This is a genomic window from Acinetobacter sp. TYF_19, from assembly GCF_043105125.1.
Classification (GTDB): domain Bacteria; phylum Pseudomonadota; class Gammaproteobacteria; order Pseudomonadales; family Moraxellaceae; genus Acinetobacter; species Acinetobacter johnsonii.
Window position 1 is genome coordinate 1 of record NZ_JBICLH010000037.1, and the last position, 16,493, is coordinate 16,493.

Sequence of the window (16,493 nt, forward strand, 5' to 3'; positions counted from 1 at the left end):
CCTTGATTGGCTTCAATTAATTTGATGGCTTCAGCTTTAAATTCTGTGGTGTAAGTCTTGTGTTTCTTGCTCATGGTAAACTCCTGATGAGTGTGTTTAGTTTACCAAGTTAAAACCTCCTGTTTTTTCAGCACACATCAGATCTATTTGGGACATACCGTAGTTAAAGAACCTGTTCAGCATCAGAACTGTTTTTTCATTGATACAGGTGCTGTCTTTGGTGGTTCCTTGACAGTTTTAGAAATTTAAAAAGATTTTTCACTCTTAATTAAACTTATGCCATACATTTAATCTCTTTAGAACCCGCTTTATCTTAAAAAACAAGAATATTTAAGAGCACGGCAAATCAACTAACGAAGTCCGACAATCATATTATTCTTAATTTTTTTATTAAAATAATCAAAAAGTTAGTTACATATTTCTCCCGAAGAAAAACTATAAATATTGTTTTAAGAAAAGTGATTTTGTTATATGATTTAGTATTTCATGCAATACAATTATTAAATATGACTGATGTACTTATTATTTGTGCCTTACGCGATGAATACAATGCCTTACTAAAAACATTAGGTGGTGAAACCTCTTGGAAAGAAGAGGTCGTTGATGGATGGACTGTTGCTAAAGCAAAGATAGCAAGTGCATCAGGCACTTTATCTCTAATGGCTACTTGGCAAAACTTTATGGGCCGAGAGCAAGCAATTGCTGCAACCACCTCTTTACTACAACAAGAAAAAAATAGAATAAAGTGCATCTGTATGACGGGTATTTGTGCAGGAAGAAGAGGAAAAGTTCATCTTGGTGACGTTATATTTGCCGATAGATTATGGTCATATGATGCTGGTAAATCAGTCGTTATTGGAGGTGTCGAGAGTTTTCAAGGAGATCAACTCCAATTTAGACCTAATCCTAAAATTTTACAGAGAATGCAAAGCTTTAAGCTTGAAGAAGAAAAATGGTTAAAATTTAGACCCCTATACTCATTAGACTATCAAGAAAGATGGCTTATTTTACAGCTATTTGAAGGAATCCAACCAACTGATAATGAAATATTTAAGACGTATTGTCCTAGCTTCTCTGAAGTAATTAAACGTTTAAAAAAGCGTAACTGGATTACACTACAGGGATTTAATTTAACTGATGAAGGTTTAAAGGAAGCAGCAACATTAAAAGAAGAATATCTTTTTGGTCTCCCCAATGATCCTGATTTTTCACTCCATATTGCCCCTATGGCAACTGGAAGTACTGTGAAAGAAGATGAGAATATATTCAATTACTTAGCTGATCGAGATATGCGTAAAGTCTTAGGGATAGATATGGAGGCAAGTGGATTAGCAGCCTTAGGCGAAATATTAGATATTCCTATCATAATTTCCAAAGCTGTTTCAGATTACGGTGATACTTTTAAAGATGATACGTATAGACATTTTGCATCGCGAGCCGCAGCTGAATGCTTGATCAAACTTTTAATAAATTGTTCTGATTTAATTCTAGACAATCAAGAAATAAATGAACTTATTCCTGAAGTTTCTGCCTTATCTAACAAAGGTCTAATTAATGAGTTATCAACTTTATATTATGATGTAAATAGTATAAGAAGTATTTGGGTTAAATCAGGCGGTAAACCTTCAGATATTTCTAATATCTCAAATATTTCTGACCTCTGGTTTGAGTTGATACATAAAGCAACTAATGGGGCAAATGTTACTATTGATGATTTAATTAAAAACATTTTAATAGATTTTCCTAAAAATCAATCACTTATCAAACATATAAATTAAAAGGAATTATCTAATGAGTATGAGTTTTTTAGAAGCTTTAAATAAAGCTGGTTGCATTGATAAACAAATTACTGAAAGTGATGATCGCTTTGATAAAGTAAATGCTGCGGCTGAAAAGTTTGCAAATGATATGGAGCCAAATCTCTTAATTGATGGATTTCATTCTTTAATTAAAGAGTCTTTTTTTGAGACAAACGTGGCAATGCAATCCGCATATTCTACATTGGAAGAGTATTGGACAAATGTTGGTTTTATTTATCCTGATGAGAAGCCCCATAGATTACTTACAGCAATGGTTCTATATGCATGTGTGAAACTTGCAGAAAAGAATAATAGCTATGCATCTATGTTAGCATTAAACGTAGTTGATATTTGGCCATATTTATCTGTTCATAACCCTCATTTAATTCTAAGTAAAGAGTTAGTTGTTGAATGGAACAAAAAACTTAATATTTATTCTTATTCTACTTATACAGAAAGTGTAGATATTAAAGGATTAAAAAATAAAACTTTTAAGTCTGAAATTTTTCAAGCTGACGGTGAAGTTGAAGTTTCTGCTGAAAAAGTTGCAAAGAATTTTACAGATACATTTAAAGAATTGAATGATCAGATAAATTCTGTTACCTCAGCATTAAAAAGTCCTTTTGAATATCAAAATGAGCAATTAAATATACTCTGGTGGTATGAAGCAAAGTATTCACAAAGTTTTTTTAAAAGCTATCGAGAAATCGATCCTTTACTTAATCCATTAGTAATGGCAATCGATTTATTACAACTCATTAAAGGATATCCTGCTCCTGTTAGTTCAACTTATATTTTAGCTGAATCAATTAATCAAACAGGAAATGCTAATTATGATACAAAGTATCCATTAATTGATATCCTAACAAAAATTAGAGAAAGTAAAGAGGAGCTTTTGACTAAAGATATCTTTAATAATCTTGAACTTTCTTCGAATCAAAATTTCTTGAATATAAGAGATCTTGTCATTTCAGCATTTAAAACTGATATTGATTTAGAAAATTTAAAAAATCAATGCATTATACAAATTGAAGAAATCTCTTTACCAGATTTAGCCAAAGCCATTTATAGACAAGAGCAAGTTTATAGATTTTAGGAATAAAAATGTATAAATGTAATAATCCAGAATGTGGTATCGCAGATGGTATCAGCTGTGAAAAAGGCTATCTTCATATGACTGATTGTGAAGATTTTATTAAATCTGATGAGACCGATGGACAATTGGTGGAGGATACGTCTAAATCTGCTTATAAAGTTTTTTGGAGTGGAACACATCTAGGTTTTAAAGGTCTACAAAAATTATCTGATGTTAGGAAACCTTTAATTATTGGTATCGTAGGTCCAGCAGAAGCTGGTAAATCTACAATCCTACTCTCACTGTATTTACAGATTTTAAGTGGTAAAAAATTAAAATTTGGGGATTTTTGGGCAAGTTATACTCTTGAATCATGGGAAGCCCTAGCAAAAAACTCTAGATTCGCCTCTCCCTTATCCTCACCAGACTTTCCTCCTCGCACACCACGGGGGGATGCGAGAACACCTGGTTTTTTACATCTATCTTTTAGAAATGAAAACGATGTCATTCGAGATGTTATATTTATAGATGCTCCAGGGGAATGGTTCAATCAATGGGCAGCTAATCCTAATTTAGCTCAAGGTGCTAATTGGGTAATAACTCATTCAGACTTACTCATTATAACTTCTGATTCAGAAAAACTTTCACACAAAGATGCTAGAATCCGTGGAAGTACTAGAAATGATATTTCAAGTATTTTTGATCGATTAAAAGACTATCATTATGCAAAACATATTGCTTTAGTTTGGACTAAAGCTGAAGAAAACAATAATATCCCGAAAACTATTCGTGATTTAATTACTCGTAATCTTAACTCAATCAACTTCTGCTCAACGTCTAACCATTCTTGTTCAATAACACAACCAGATGAAATGTTTACTATAATTAATGAATTAATTTCAAATATTTCAGTAGAACATACAGAAATCACTGATCATATTATTGGTAATTCTATATTTGAGTCTTTTAGAGGAAGCCATGGATAAAACTAATTCTATTATGGTATTAGGAAAGCCAAATAGCGGTAAAACTGTTTATTCAGCTCAACTATATGGAAGATTAACTCGAGGCGTAGAGCAACAAATTGCTATACGTAATACTCCAGAAAATCTTGATATCTTTCAAGAAGCTCTAGAAAGATTAGCTGAAGGTAATAATCCTCAAAGAACAACATCTTCTCAGTTTGCGAATGTATCATTACCTTTAGTCATAAAAAATGAAAAAGAAGTAGATCTTACTTGGTTCGATTATGCTGGTGAACAGTTGACCCATATTTTTGAAAGTAGATCAGTAAATGAAAAATGGGCCGAAACTTTAATCAATGCAAATGGTTGGATGGTATTTATTCGCCTGAATGATGAAACTAAATATAAACATAAAATTGAGGATCTATTAACAAATCGAGATGTAATAAAAAAAGGAAAGACAAAACAAGAGGAAACAGATAGTGTTGATGCTAACATTTGGTGGATTGAACTATTTCAAATCATACTTCATGTTTGTAATTTGAAAAGAAGTAAAAGAATTTCAAAACCTAAACTTGCAATTGTCTTATCTTGTTATGATCAGATATCTAACTCAACTAGCACTACTACACCTAAAGAAATTTTTGAAAAAGAATTACCATTATTAAATCAATTTTTACATTCTAATTGGGAACAAGATAGAATCTCTATATGGGGTTTATCTTCACTAGGCAGAGCTTTAGATAAAAGATCACAAAATACTTTTGTAGATAATGGTCCTGAAAATCAGGGATGGATTATTTCTCCAGATAATCCTGAAAGAAGTGCTGATTTAACCTCACCTATAGTTTGGATTTATGGTTAATAATAATGGATAAAATGGCTTGGCCTAAGTATTTAGTATTTGGATATACTTCTCGAGGTCATAAACTAATATCTGAAACTGATATTGAATTTCCTATAGAATTAGTTAGTCTAACAGATATCCTCCCCAGCCAACCTTCAAGCTGGGAATATACCCTTAATTGTGGAACTATAGATACCTATTTCGCTATTTGGTATACAACACCAGATTTAAAGCAAACAAGATCTGGCTCAGTAAAAAGTAACGTCGCAATCTGGCCCATCACTCATCTACTGGAACAAGAAGAAATTGATACGGTACTCAATCAATTAATGGGTAAAAATATCTTAAATTTTTCTTTACCCCATGATGAATGTTTAACTATTTTAAATACATTAATAGACTCAAACTCTGTATGTTTAACGAACAATTTTGAGCAATGGCCCAATATTATGAGTTTTTTATGGAAGTCTTTATGGCCAAAAGCACGTCAAAACTTATCTCTGCATTGTGTATTTAAAGAGCAGGATACAACATCTTTGTTAAACCCAATATTATACTGTGTATTAGGTAACTATGAGCTTTCTTGGACAGATAGATTTAGTAAAGTTAAAAGTCATAGTATACCAAACAGAAAAAACATTTCAGAATTTCTACTGAACAAACAAAGTGAAGGTTTTTTATTTTTTAAAGAACTAATTTGTGACTATAACAACTTAAATGAATTAAGAATTGTAGAGAAAATAATAAATAATTATCAGGAGTACAAAAAAAATCCGAACATACCAAACTCTATTAAACTATTAAGAGCTAGTTTATCAACAGGTAAGGATGAAAATCCACTAATCATAAAATTAGTAGAGGAAGCTACAGATTTTATAAATAAAGATATAAATAATTTAGATATTGATCAATTGTTTACTCTTGCCAATATACCTTTACCCCTAAACTACAACATTGATATATACAATTGGATGATCTCAAGTATAAGCAATAATTTCAATCTAGAAAAAATTGAAATTATCCTTAAAACAGCCAGTGAAGAAAAGTCTTATAAATGGTGGAGTGAAATGGTTTTAGCTGGATTTAGTCACAATATAAATAAAACCAATGAGTTAGCGTCAGAATATTTATCACTATTATCCAATCCTATCATTTCACAAATTATAGAAAATATTCTTACTGATAAAAAATCCTTTGAAGTTAAGTTGTGTGATAATTCTCAATTTTCAGAAGAAAATATTACTAAAAACTTCTTAGATTTTTGCAAGAAAAATAATTGGTATCATGCACATGCATTAGCCACAGGATACTTTTATGATGCTAAAGAATCTCTTACACATCAATTAACTTTCAATAACACACAGAGCTTACAAACCTTGGTAGATAATTATCCTAATTCAGAGATAATTTACGCTATCATTGAATATAAAAATACCAGCATTTTAAAATTTGTAACAAATAGAATTTTATTAGATAAAAAAATATTAAACAATATTGACCTAGGGGATTACATTTGGCTTAAAGTATGGCTTAACTGTCTTGACATCGACAATAGAATTCTTCCAACTAAAGAAACAAAAGAATATTATATTCTCTATATTTTAAGTAAAATTATTAGCAATAATAATCCAGAAAAAATTTTCAATAAAATAATTCAAACTTTACATATAGATGACGAGATCTCTAATATTTTTTTAAACTATGATAATAGAGCTTTAATATGGTCACATATTGAAAACCCTCAAAAAAATTTAATACTTCATTCTGTAGCTGAAAAAATATTGACTCTACTAGCAGTTAAAAATATTAGCCAACCAGAATCATTACTTAGTCAAAAAATTATTCAACTTGCTCAACAAAAAAGCTCCTTACCCTTAAATACGATTATACAACTAATCCAATGGCGCTCTATAAATGAGGAAATTGCAAGATATCTACTTAGCCATGGAAGTTGGAAAATTCAGGCAAGTATGATTGGTATTATAATTAGCCAAAACAAATGGAAAAACATTGCAAAAGATATCTATTCTTCTTATAAGAGTGGAGACAAGACATTTAAGGAAACTATTCCACATATTAAGGCCTTATTATCTAAGACAGAAAGACTTAAGTTAAAACTATTTGAGGCCAGAAGCTTTCCTACAAGAAATACGATTATCTCTCACCATGAAATTAATGAAATAATTATAGAGCTATGTGCGGAGCTTTTTGCTGACAGATTAAAAACTATATGGCTAAGAGCTGGTGGAAATGCTAGTGATCTAGTTACTAACGGCACCATTTACGATCAATGGGTTCATGCAATTAATGTAGCATCTCAAGGTAAAATTCATAAATATCCAAAAAGTATTGCAAATATTTTATCTCAAGAATTTCCACGTAATGAAGATGTGAGAAATCTTGTTCAACTTCTGGGATAGGTCAAGCTTTTTTTACCTATTCTCTAGGCTGTAAAAGCAATGATACTACTTTCATAGTCTATACACGCCCTACCTAAAGTTGAATAAAAATTAAAAACTTAAAAAAAATTTCATATCTAAAAAGAGCTCTTTTTTATTCCGTACTAAAAATATTTTGACATTTACTTATTTGGACATTAATTTGATATCAAGCATCGATACTATGCTAGTCAGTCCACCGCTCAATTTTAGTTGAGTTGGCGAATATCCCCTTGCGATAATGTATATTTCTTGTCTTGAGATGAATATTCCTATCCTTATTGTATGCCATAAGGGTGATGTGGAGAGGTGGTCCCACTTGTTTGAACAACTAAAAGCGTATTTATAAGTGATATTCCGCTCTAGTTAAGCCACCTTGTTTTGTTGGGGTAGCTGATCATAGTAAAACTCATTTGGTGTCAATTTGTCTAGACTCGAATGAGGTCGTTTCAAATTATAAAACTCAAAATATGCACTCAATTGCTTTTTCGCATCTTTGACACTGCTATAAGCTTTGAGATACACCTCTTCATATTTAACGCTCCGCCATAATCGTTCAACCATCACATTATCAATCCATCGACCTTTACCATCCATACTGATTTGAATGCCATTTGATTTCAATACATCAATAAATGCATCACTGGTGAACTGACTGCCTTGGTCTGTATTAAATATTTCAGGTGATCCATATTTTTCAATTGCTTCATTTAAAGCCGAAATACAAAAATCCACCTCCATACTAATCGATACCCTATGCGCAAGTACCTTGCGGCTATGCCGATCAATCACAGCACATAAATCAACAAAGCCTTTTGCCATAGGGATATACGTTATATCTGTAGACCACACTTGATTACTGCGCAGAATAGCCAACCCTTTGAGCAGATATGGATATTTACGGTGAGCTTGATTAGCCTGGCTTAAATTTGGTTTGCAATATAACGCCTGAATACCCATTTTCTTCATTAAAGTACGTGTATGACGTCGTCCTATATGATGCCCTTGACGATTCAACAAATCACGCATCATACGACTGCCTGCAAAAGGATATTGCATATGTAATTCATCAATACATCGCATCAGTTTCAGATCTGATGAGCTAACAGGTTTTGGGCGATAATAATAACAACCACGAGAGACTTTCAGTAACTTAGCCTGTTTAGATACTGAAATCTGAAGTGAGTGATCGATTAACTTTTGTGGTTGAAGCGGCCCAGTTTCTTCAACACACCTTCTAAAAAATCAATTTCTAATGCCTGCTCACCGATTTTTGCATGTAACTTTTTAAGATCAATGGGGGGTTCTGATGGAGCTTTTGATTGATCGAAAGCTTGCGAGGAAGCTGAGATCAATTGATTTTTCCAGTCAATAATTTGGTTTTGATGAACATCAAACTCAGAACTCAATTCAGCAAGTGTTTTTTCTGCTTTGATCGCAGCAAGTGCTACCTTAGCTTTAAAGTCGTTTGAATGATTTCTTCTTGGTCTACGTGCCATAAAATACTCCATATATTGATGTTTATAACATCATTTGAGGAGCAGAATATCACTTATAGGAGTTGTTCAAATTTCCGGATCCATCTCTGTGGGCTGCACAATGAAAATGGCGAGCTATAAGGTTAGCACTTATGCAAAACTTAGTTTTCCCATCAGGATTATCTGTTCAGAGAGCAAAAAAACGTGCCAAAGAACTTGTCAAAAGTGAACAAGCAAAAACACAAACTGATGCACTTGATGTAATTTCTTTCAAAGAAGTGAATAAGCCATGGGCTTTAGCAATGGCGCAACTTCAAAAAAAATCAGACTCTTTAAATCATTTAATTACATTGGCTGATATTGAAAGAATTCTGGAGCAAGAACCTCTACTAGACTATAACGGCTTTGGCCACTCTGACTCATACCATGAATCTTTTTATAAACGGTATACGTTTCAGGACTCTAAAGCTGAATATCTTCAAAATTTTAAAAAGAATAGAGAAAGTCTAAAAAAAGCGCTTGATGAATGCCAGCGATGCTGTATGTATCTACAGCATCTGAAAAAAATAAAAGCTACTCGCTATAATCTAGGTAGTTATACATTTAAACATAGCGTTGAATACTATCACCGTCAATTGAACCACTTTGATAATGCATATGTGTCAAATGGAGCCTTTATTTGTGCAGCACTACATATGGGCTTTAAAGTAATTCGGAAAAATGACACTAGCCCTAATGCTTGGATCTGTGCCAGTATACAATCAGATATTGTTATGTGGGGTAGACTACTTGATCAACAGAATTCTTTACAGCCTAAAGAACTAAAGCTTTTAGCAAAGTTGGAAAAGAAGATTGGTCTCTGATCAAGTAGGCATTTTTAGTTTAAAACTATATTGTTAAATGGAAAATTAAAGTCTTAAACTAAGTTTAAGACTTTAATGTAAAAATTGGAATGTGTGAAATTTTTAAATCATTGATTTTATTAAGTCATTAGTTTACAACTATATTGTACAGACACAACTACATACAGTCGCTAGGTCATGAGGAATAGCACCATTTTTCCAGAAATCCATCATTAACAGCAGTGTTGCACCGATCTGTTCTACAGTCATTCGTGCGAATTTTGCCTGTAAGTCGCCAATATAAATTGGCATCCAAATTGAAATATCTTTATGCATGGGTTTACCTTTTTATGGGTATAAGGGGCTAAGGTCATCAATTTGATGACCTTGTATATTTATTAGATCAGGGAGCTAGATTTATTAACCGGATACGGGCTTGTTGGGCTAAATCATCGTAATGGGCTTGTCCATCATCTAGCATTCGCTGTAGCCAGAGTCTTAATGCTTGGTGATCATCGAAACATTTATTGATTTCCAGCAAAAAGGCCAGATTGTGCAGTTTGGGAATATGTAACTCGTGGATGAGTTCACGCGCGACCATATCTGCTTCTGGACTAACGACTACGCCGCCAAAGAAAGCCTTACTATTCATGTGCAAGCTCCTCTGTATTGATTTTTTCTAGCATGGCTTCAAAAGCGCTACCATCGCGACGTGTAACATTCGGAATGTAGCGGCTATAGACCCGAAACAGCATTTCAGTGGTTGAATGTCCCAGCTGGCGTGCGATCCATTCCGGATTTTCTCCTGCCGACAGCCAAAGAGTTGCTGCGGTATGACGTGTTTGATAAGCACGACGGGGCTTTAGCCCTAAAAAGCGTAGCAGGGGATGCCAGACACGCTTGTTTACCAAGCGATAATCGAGAGGCCCACCATCACGATTACAGAAGACAAAACTGGATTTACCATTATTTAAGCTTTTCTGTTGCAGAAAGGCCTGATAAACCCGATCACTCATTTGGATGGTACGGTCAGAACCATAAGTTTTGGTTCCACCAAGTTTCCCATTTACTAACGCTTCTCTGATATGGATTTCACGGCGTGGTAAGTCAATATTCTTCCATTGAAGGCCATCAATTTCACTAGTACGCATGCCCGTAAAAAAGCGGATGATGTAATAAGGTTTGAAGTCATCACGTACCGTGGTGATAATTTTATGTACATCCTCCAGAGAAAAAGGTGTGACTTCAATCTTACTTTCTTTCAGATTATTAATATTTTTATAAGGCGACTCAAACTCGTATCGTTCAGCCGCATCATTGAGTATCATACGTAAAGGCGTCATGATTTGATTAATCCTAGATGCTTTCAGACTTGTTTGATTTTTTCCGTGTGTCACTTTGGCGAGAGAGGCACGGAAGTTCAGCAAGTCTGACTTCTTAATTTTTGTTAAAACAAGATTACCAAAAGCAGGTAACAAGTAATTTTTAATGACAATCGCTACTTTCTGTTGATAAGAACCTCTCCATTCAATTTGTTTCTGTTTAAACCACAAAGCTGTAAAATCTTTGAAAAGTGGCACTTGTGTTTGTACTGCAATTTGTTGACTACGTTTTTCTTTGAAATCATCAATTTTTTTACTTTTAGGAAAATATTTTTCATATTCAAAAGTACCTAAAGTGATTTCCGCTTCCAGTTGTTCTAGACGCTTCTTTAGTACTCTTCGGTTGTATGCATTATCTTCAAGGCTCGTTGTTTCTCTACATCGAATACCCATATAACGGAAGTCAGCAATGAGCCTTCCATTTCGTTCGCGGATGCTAGCCATATTCATAGTTCCTCTATAGTCAATTATTGAAGAGCATCCATGCTTAAACCTGTAAATTTCAGCATTTCCTTTTCGATACGCTCCCAGACAAAGAGAATCTTGCGTCCACCAAAAGGACGAATATAGTGAACACCTTCAATGAAGACGCTATCTTTAAGTTGATTGCGAATAGTACGAGCGTCGTACTGAATTTTTTCAGCCAGCTGTTGGGCTGTAAGATAGGTATATGACATAATAAAAGCCTCTGATTTTTTACTAGTTAAATAGGAAAAATTATCCCTAAAACGTAAATTATCATATTTTTATGTCTTTGCAAGTACTTTTTATTATCTAACTAGGAAATTTTATGATTATTTCAAACTTGGCAGTTTTGTTGGCAGAAAGAAAGCTAAAAGTTGCTGATCTGGTTAGAAGCACTGGAATTAATAAATCTACTTTACATAAACTTTATAATGATGAGTCTGTCAGAATTGATTTTGAGACAATTGATAAGATTTGCACAGCACTAGAGGTAGAGGTTGGAGATTTATTGATTTTTAAAAAAAATATTAATAATCAGTCGAGTGAAGAGTAGTTTGGTCACCGATGGTCACTTTGAAATCTTGATTGGTCACAAAGTAGATATGAAATTTGAACGATCGTTAAAATTTATCTAGATAATTTGAATTGATTTATTTAAAACTTAGATGAATATCTAAAAATGAGCTTTTTTAGGTAAAAATTTTGGTCACCGATGGTCACTTTAGAAAAGTGATTGGTCACAAACTTAAGAAATAAGTTCAAATTTTGGGGGGGTAAATTCGATTTTTTAGGCCTCTATTTTAAATCTAAACAGTCTAAAATTGTATGTAAGTGAGTAGCGTTTGAGGTCATTTAAGGTGATTTATATACGGTGTGGCACATAATGGTCACATTTTGGGCACTGAATATAGAGCTGGGCAGTAAAATTTATAAGTAGGCTTTAGTAAATAATTCTAATTAGATGAATAAATATCAATTAAATCAACAATAAAAAGCCCCAATCTTTCGATCAGGGCTTTTTAAATCTGGAGCGGGAAACGAGACTCGAACTCGCGACCCCAACCTTGGCAAGGTTGTGCTCTACCAACTGAGCTATTCCCGCGTATTGAGCAGTTTTTGCTAAAACTTACACTAAAAAATGGAGCGGGAAACGAGACTCGAACTCGCGACCCCAACCTTGGCAAGGTTGTGCTCTACCAACTGAGCTATTCCCGCGTATTGAGCAGTTTTTGCTAAAACTTACACTGAAAAAAATTTGGAGCGGGAAACGAGACTCGAACTCGCGACCCCAACCTTGGCAAGGTTGTGCTCTACCAACTGAGCTATTCCCGCATAGCGCTGTATGATACAGCAAGCAAGTTCAGGGTCAATAGCTTTATGAAAAAGCTGAGTTTAATTGCATAAAATAAAGCCAGTTTTAGACGATGCCTTGAGATTTTTTTAACTTTTGCTCGTGAAAAGTTGTGCCTCATGCTAGCTGAAAGGGTTTTATGCATTCAACATCTTGAAGGAACAGGTATACTCTGAACGAATCATTATTTTTGGAGACAGGTATGAGCTTGGAGCAGCAATTGATTGAACGCTTACAACAGCTTTCCCCATCACATTTAGAAGTCGTGAATGAATCTTCTGGTCATGGCGGCTATTTTCCAGGTAAAGAATCACATTTTAAAGTGATCGTGGTGAGTGAGATTTTTGCGGGATTACGTTTAGTTCAGCGCCATCAAAAAATTTATGCGGTAGCAGGAGACTTACTCAGTCCTGGTAAAATTCATGCTTTGGCTATACATGCTTTTTTACCCGAGGAGTGGCAAGGACAAGACACTTCTAGTCCAAATTGTGCACATGCCCCGAAAAGCTAAGCAGAGATTCAGTCATGGAAACACAATTATTGATTAAGATCGTGCATATGAGTGCGGTCAGCTTAGCATGTGTCGTGATTTTGGCGCGTGCCATGACGCTATTTAAAGGCGTCCAAGGCAATCAGCCTAATCCAGCGGGTCGAACGGCTTTTGTTGCTCTTCAGCATTTAAGTATGCTGGTGATTGTACTGACCGGGATTGTCCTTTTAGTGATGAAAAACTTTGATGTGCAAACATGGTTTTATGCCAAAGTGGTTTTATTTTTAGTGATGTTGTCCGCTTTGTCGAAGGCTTATAAAAAAGAAGACAGCATTTTACTTACACAGCGCCGAGCGGGCTTATTCTTGGCGGTGGTCGCGATGATATCCATTTTAGATTTAGTCATGATTAAACCAAACTTTGGCTAATTGTTAGACATAATCATCGGCACAGCGATTGTTCTGCGCTACACTGCTATCTATAGCGGAAAAATAACAAGAGGGAGGGGATTTCATGCATACACGTGTGGTATTTAATCAAAAAGGTGGTGTCGGTAAGTCCAGTATTGCAGTGAATTTGGCGGCAATTAGTGCATATCAAGGCCTAAGAACCTTACTGATTGATCTCGATCCGCAAGCGAATTCGAGTCAGTATGTGTTGGGCGATGACGCAACGTATTCGGCAGACAAACCAGCTTTAGAACCCAATATTGAAAACTATTTTGAAGAAGTGCTTGGAACGACTCAAAATAAAAGTCTATTGGGCAGTGCCATTGGTTCGATCCTCAAAGGACGAGCTAAAGGCTTAGAAAGTTATGTACACCAATCCCCTTTTAAAAATTTGGATGTGATTCCAGCCAGCCCAAGCCTCGGGGCATTGGCTTATGCTTTAGAGTCAAAACATAAAATTTATAAACTGCGTGATGCGTTACAACAGCTTGCCGGAAAATATGATCGTGTCTATATCGATACACCACCAGCCTTTAACTTCTTTACTTTGTCGGCACTGATCGCAGCCAATAAAGTCCTGATTCCGTTTGATTGTGATGTCTTTTCTAAACGTGCATTGCAAACTTTGATCGAAAATGTGCTCGAAACCCAAGACGATCATAATGATCATTTGGAAATTGAAGGCATTGTGGTGAATCAGTTCCAAGCGCAGGCCAAACTTCCGCGTGAAGTGGTGCAAGAGCTGAAGGATGAAGGTCTTCCTGTACTAGAAAGTATGTTGCCCCCATCGGTGCTGATGAAAGAATCTCACCACAAAAATTTACCTTTGATTCATTTGGCACACGATCATAAATTGACGCAGGCCTATCAATCATTGTTCAATGAGATTGAGAATAATAAACTGCGAGATTCAGCATGAAAAAGATCACAATTGCTTTTTTAGTGGGCAGTACGCTGTTATTGAGTGCCTGTGCCACAACGGTTAAACCGACTTATGTCTCTCCTACACAGTATCAAGCTTTGAACTGCCAACAGTTACAAGCGGAATATAATCGGATTCAGCAACATTTAGATGAAGGTGTACCTACTGCGAAACGCACGGGTGTTGGCGTGGGGCTAGGTCTGGGTGGTGGATGGAGTCATGGTGGCGGTTGGGGCTTTGGTCCAAGCGTTTCAGTGAATATGGGACAATCATCGAATACCAAAAAAACTGAAATTTCAAGACTTTTGGGTCAGCAAGAGGCGATTGTACAGGCTGCAAAATTCAAAGGATGTGCGATTACCGTGCAAAATAAGACGAATTAATGCCGCATTTATTCATCCTGCTGAAGGGTTCATCCTTTCAGCAGGATTAAAATCTTAGCAAAATGTTTCGAAAATAATTTCAATAAAACAATGGACTATCGTTTTACCATGCACTTTTCTACCCCATGGGTTCAGTGTTTTTTTCGGCTTTGACTTGAGGAAACAGCTCTTTTTCGGCTAAATTGCGCATCTTTAATGCTGTTGTTGGATGTCTATGATTGAGAGTTGGCTGTTTGTATTAGCAATGATTGCTGTCTTGATGATTCCGGGACCAACCAATGCTTTACTCGCAAGCTCTGCACATCAGCAAGGTCTGGCGAAGACCAGCTTACTTGTACCCGCAGAACTGTTTGGGTATTTCTATGCCATCAATTTATGGGCACTCCTGATTCATCTCAGTACCCCGACTTGGCCTTATCTGATTGATCTTTTACATGCACTCAGTGCAGTTTATGTATTTTGGTTGGCTTTTCATTTGTGGAAAAGCTCGCACTTAGAAAAACATAATCAACGTTTTACCTCGATTCGACCTAAACAATTGTTTTTTTCTACTTTGAAAAATCCGAAAGCGGTCTTATTTGCTGCGGGTATTTTTCCCTATGAAGCCTGGGATAATCCCACCAATTTCTTTTTGGTCTTTGCCGTGTTTAGTCTGGTGTTATTGCCAACGGCACTGTTCTGGATGTCTTTTGGCCGTGCCATTTTATCGGGTGAGTCCAAACAAATAAAAGCCGATCTCTTATATAAAGGATCGGCCATGTTGTTGGTGGTGTGTATGTTCCCCGTGATGCTGCGCTTTTTTGCTTAAGCTTCAGTGGTTGATTTTTTCTTTAATTTGGCACGAATAAAACCAATAATCCCGGGCAAGACACTAATAATAATAATGCCGAAAATCAGATGCGTGAAATTGTCTTTGACCACAGGCACATTGCCAAAAATATAGCCTAAAGTAATGAATGATCCAATCCAGCAGAATGCACCAATCAGGTTATAAGACAGGAAAAATTTGTAGTCCATTTTTCCTGCGCCAGCCACAAAAGGTGCAAAGGTTCGCGCAAAAGGAATAAAACGGGCAAAAATAATTGTTTTACCACCATGTTTTTCAAAGAATTTTTGTGTATTAATCAGGTGTTGTTTATTGATGAAACGGGATTCGATTTCAAAAACGCGCGGTCCAATATAACGGCCAATGTGATAATTCAGCGTATCGCCCAGTACGGCCGCGATAAAAAGTAAAACACCAAGAGTCCACGGATTCATTGCACCTGTGGATGCTGCTAAGGCACCTGCGGCAAACAATAAACTGTCGCCGGGTAGGAACGGCATGACCACCAAACCTGTTTCCACAAAGATGATGAGAAACAAAATTGCATAAATCCAAACCCCATAGTTGGTGATAAACTCAAGCAGATGGTCATCGACATGTAATATAAAATCAATCAGTTCCATGGGGCACAAATAAGCAAAAGAGTGCGGAAATCCTAGCAGTCTCGTTATCAGAAGTCAGTATTAAAACGTAAATAAATTTAGCTATCAGTGTTCTTATCTTAAAAGTATGTGTGATGAAAATGGATATTTATTCTAAAAATAGAGAACATTAAGATAAC

The 16,493-nt window shown here is 35.3% G+C and carries 17 protein-coding genes, 3 tRNA genes and 2 pseudogenes; 13 read left to right on the forward strand and 9 right to left on the reverse strand.

Going from position 1 to position 16,493, the window contains the following annotated elements; genetic code table 11:
- Positions 1-138: 138 nt before the first annotated feature.
- The 6 genes and pseudogenes from ACF8FD_RS03890 to ACF8FD_RS03915 all read left to right on the forward strand — a co-directional run.
- Positions 139-249, forward strand: a pseudogene (locus ACF8FD_RS03890) (serine/threonine-protein phosphatase 2); the annotation flags it as partial.
- A 209-nt stretch (positions 250-458) separates the two neighbouring features.
- Complete coding sequence (locus tag ACF8FD_RS03895; protein ID WP_026056602.1) at positions 459-1,778, forward strand: effector-associated domain EAD1-containing protein; 1,320 nt, start codon at positions 459-461, stop codon at positions 1,776-1,778.
- A 13-nt stretch (positions 1,779-1,791) separates the two neighbouring features.
- Positions 1,792-2,895 (forward strand): GTPase-associated system all-helical protein GASH, encoded by a 1,104-nt coding sequence (locus tag ACF8FD_RS03900; RefSeq protein ID WP_392453218.1) that lies wholly within the window; start codon positions 1,792-1,794, stop codon positions 2,893-2,895.
- A gap of 8 nt (positions 2,896-2,903) precedes the next feature.
- Positions 2,904-3,860, forward strand: a complete 957-nt coding sequence (locus ACF8FD_RS03905) for a hypothetical protein (RefSeq protein ID WP_005265692.1) — start codon at positions 2,904-2,906, stop codon at positions 3,858-3,860.
- Entirely contained in the window at positions 3,853-4,704 is an 852-nt protein-coding gene (locus tag ACF8FD_RS03910) for a hypothetical protein (RefSeq protein ID WP_005265693.1), read from the forward strand. The genes ACF8FD_RS03905 and ACF8FD_RS03910 overlap by 8 nt, the downstream gene beginning before the upstream one ends.
- A gap of 5 nt (positions 4,705-4,709) precedes the next feature.
- The gene (locus ACF8FD_RS03915; RefSeq protein WP_392453221.1) at positions 4,710-7,106 is read left to right on the forward strand and encodes a hypothetical protein; all 2,397 of its coding nucleotides are present in this window, start codon (positions 4,710-4,712) and stop codon (positions 7,104-7,106) included.
- A 384-nt stretch (positions 7,107-7,490) separates the two neighbouring features.
- Here the strand turns inward: ACF8FD_RS03915 and ACF8FD_RS03920 are convergent.
- Positions 7,491-8,635 (reverse strand): IS3 family transposase gene (locus ACF8FD_RS03920; protein WP_392453222.1). Its coding sequence is split into 2 segments (ribosomal slippage): positions 7,491-8,371 and positions 8,371-8,635, totalling 1,146 coding nucleotides; the frame shifts between segments, so codons are not numbered across the junction.
- Between the two features lie 119 nt (positions 8,636-8,754).
- Here ACF8FD_RS03920 and ACF8FD_RS03925 point away from each other — a divergent pair.
- Positions 8,755-9,465, forward strand: coding sequence for a hypothetical protein (locus ACF8FD_RS03925; protein ID WP_005265697.1), 711 nt, complete (start codon positions 8,755-8,757; stop codon positions 9,463-9,465).
- Positions 9,466-9,621: 156 nt separating this feature from the next.
- Here the strand turns inward: ACF8FD_RS03925 and ACF8FD_RS03930 are convergent.
- The 4 genes and pseudogenes from ACF8FD_RS03930 to ACF8FD_RS03945 form a co-directional block, all read right to left on the reverse strand.
- Positions 9,622-9,780, reverse strand: a pseudogene (locus ACF8FD_RS03930) (hypothetical protein); the annotation flags it as partial.
- A 67-nt stretch (positions 9,781-9,847) separates the two neighbouring features.
- Positions 9,848-10,096 carry a hypothetical protein gene (locus tag ACF8FD_RS03935; protein WP_372375755.1) on the reverse strand — a complete coding sequence of 83 codons (249 nt, stop codon included), beginning with the start codon at positions 10,094-10,096 and terminating at the stop codon, positions 9,848-9,850.
- The gene (locus tag ACF8FD_RS03940) at positions 10,089-11,270 is read right to left on the reverse strand and encodes an Arm DNA-binding domain-containing protein (RefSeq protein WP_392453224.1); all 1,182 of its coding nucleotides are present in this window, start codon (positions 11,268-11,270) and stop codon (positions 10,089-10,091) included. The genes ACF8FD_RS03935 and ACF8FD_RS03940 overlap by 8 nt, the downstream gene beginning before the upstream one ends.
- Positions 11,271-11,293: 23 nt before the next feature.
- Complete coding sequence (locus tag ACF8FD_RS03945; RefSeq protein ID WP_005401915.1) at positions 11,294-11,503, reverse strand: hypothetical protein; 210 nt, start codon at positions 11,501-11,503, stop codon at positions 11,294-11,296.
- A gap of 113 nt (positions 11,504-11,616) precedes the next feature.
- Between ACF8FD_RS03945 and ACF8FD_RS03950 the strand changes: the two genes are divergently transcribed.
- Entirely contained in the window at positions 11,617-11,844 is a 228-nt protein-coding gene (locus ACF8FD_RS03950; protein WP_005401914.1) for a helix-turn-helix transcriptional regulator, read from the forward strand.
- A 473-nt stretch (positions 11,845-12,317) separates the two neighbouring features.
- On the opposite strand, the gene ACF8FD_RS03955 is transcribed toward ACF8FD_RS03950, so the two are convergent.
- The 3 genes from ACF8FD_RS03955 to ACF8FD_RS03965 form a co-directional block, all read right to left on the reverse strand.
- A tRNA-Gly gene (locus ACF8FD_RS03955) sits at positions 12,318-12,393 on the reverse strand.
- A 37-nt stretch (positions 12,394-12,430) separates the two neighbouring features.
- Positions 12,431-12,506, reverse strand: a tRNA-Gly gene (locus ACF8FD_RS03960).
- A gap of 41 nt (positions 12,507-12,547) precedes the next feature.
- Positions 12,548-12,623 (reverse strand) — tRNA-Gly (locus tag ACF8FD_RS03965).
- Positions 12,624-12,844: 221 nt separating this feature from the next.
- Here ACF8FD_RS03965 and ACF8FD_RS03970 point away from each other — a divergent pair.
- The 5 genes from ACF8FD_RS03970 (at position 12,845) to ACF8FD_RS03990 (ending at position 15,694) form a co-directional block, all read left to right on the forward strand.
- Positions 12,845-13,153, forward strand: a complete 309-nt coding sequence (locus ACF8FD_RS03970) for a BolA family transcriptional regulator (protein ID WP_058952398.1) — start codon at positions 12,845-12,847, stop codon at positions 13,151-13,153.
- A gap of 14 nt (positions 13,154-13,167) precedes the next feature.
- Entirely contained in the window at positions 13,168-13,560 is a 393-nt protein-coding gene (locus ACF8FD_RS03975; RefSeq protein ID WP_279679148.1) for a SirB2 family protein, read from the forward strand.
- An 85-nt stretch (positions 13,561-13,645) separates the two neighbouring features.
- A complete protein-coding gene (locus tag ACF8FD_RS03980; protein ID WP_279679147.1) occupies positions 13,646-14,500 on the forward strand; it encodes a ParA family protein in 855 nt (284 codons plus the stop codon).
- The gene (locus ACF8FD_RS03985) at positions 14,497-14,886 is read left to right on the forward strand and encodes a hypothetical protein (protein ID WP_004684374.1); all 390 of its coding nucleotides are present in this window, start codon (positions 14,497-14,499) and stop codon (positions 14,884-14,886) included. The genes ACF8FD_RS03980 and ACF8FD_RS03985 overlap by 4 nt, the downstream gene beginning before the upstream one ends.
- Positions 14,887-15,100: 214 nt before the next feature.
- Positions 15,101-15,694, forward strand: coding sequence for a LysE family translocator (locus ACF8FD_RS03990; protein ID WP_010325622.1), 594 nt, complete (start codon positions 15,101-15,103; stop codon positions 15,692-15,694).
- Here the strand turns inward: ACF8FD_RS03990 and ACF8FD_RS03995 are convergent.
- On the reverse strand, positions 15,691-16,335 hold the full coding sequence (locus ACF8FD_RS03995; RefSeq protein WP_004684377.1) for a DedA family protein: 645 nt from the start codon (positions 16,333-16,335) through the stop codon (positions 15,691-15,693). The two genes, ACF8FD_RS03990 and ACF8FD_RS03995, sit on opposite strands and share 4 nt — an antisense overlap.
- Between the last annotated feature and the right edge of the window lie 158 nt (positions 16,336-16,493).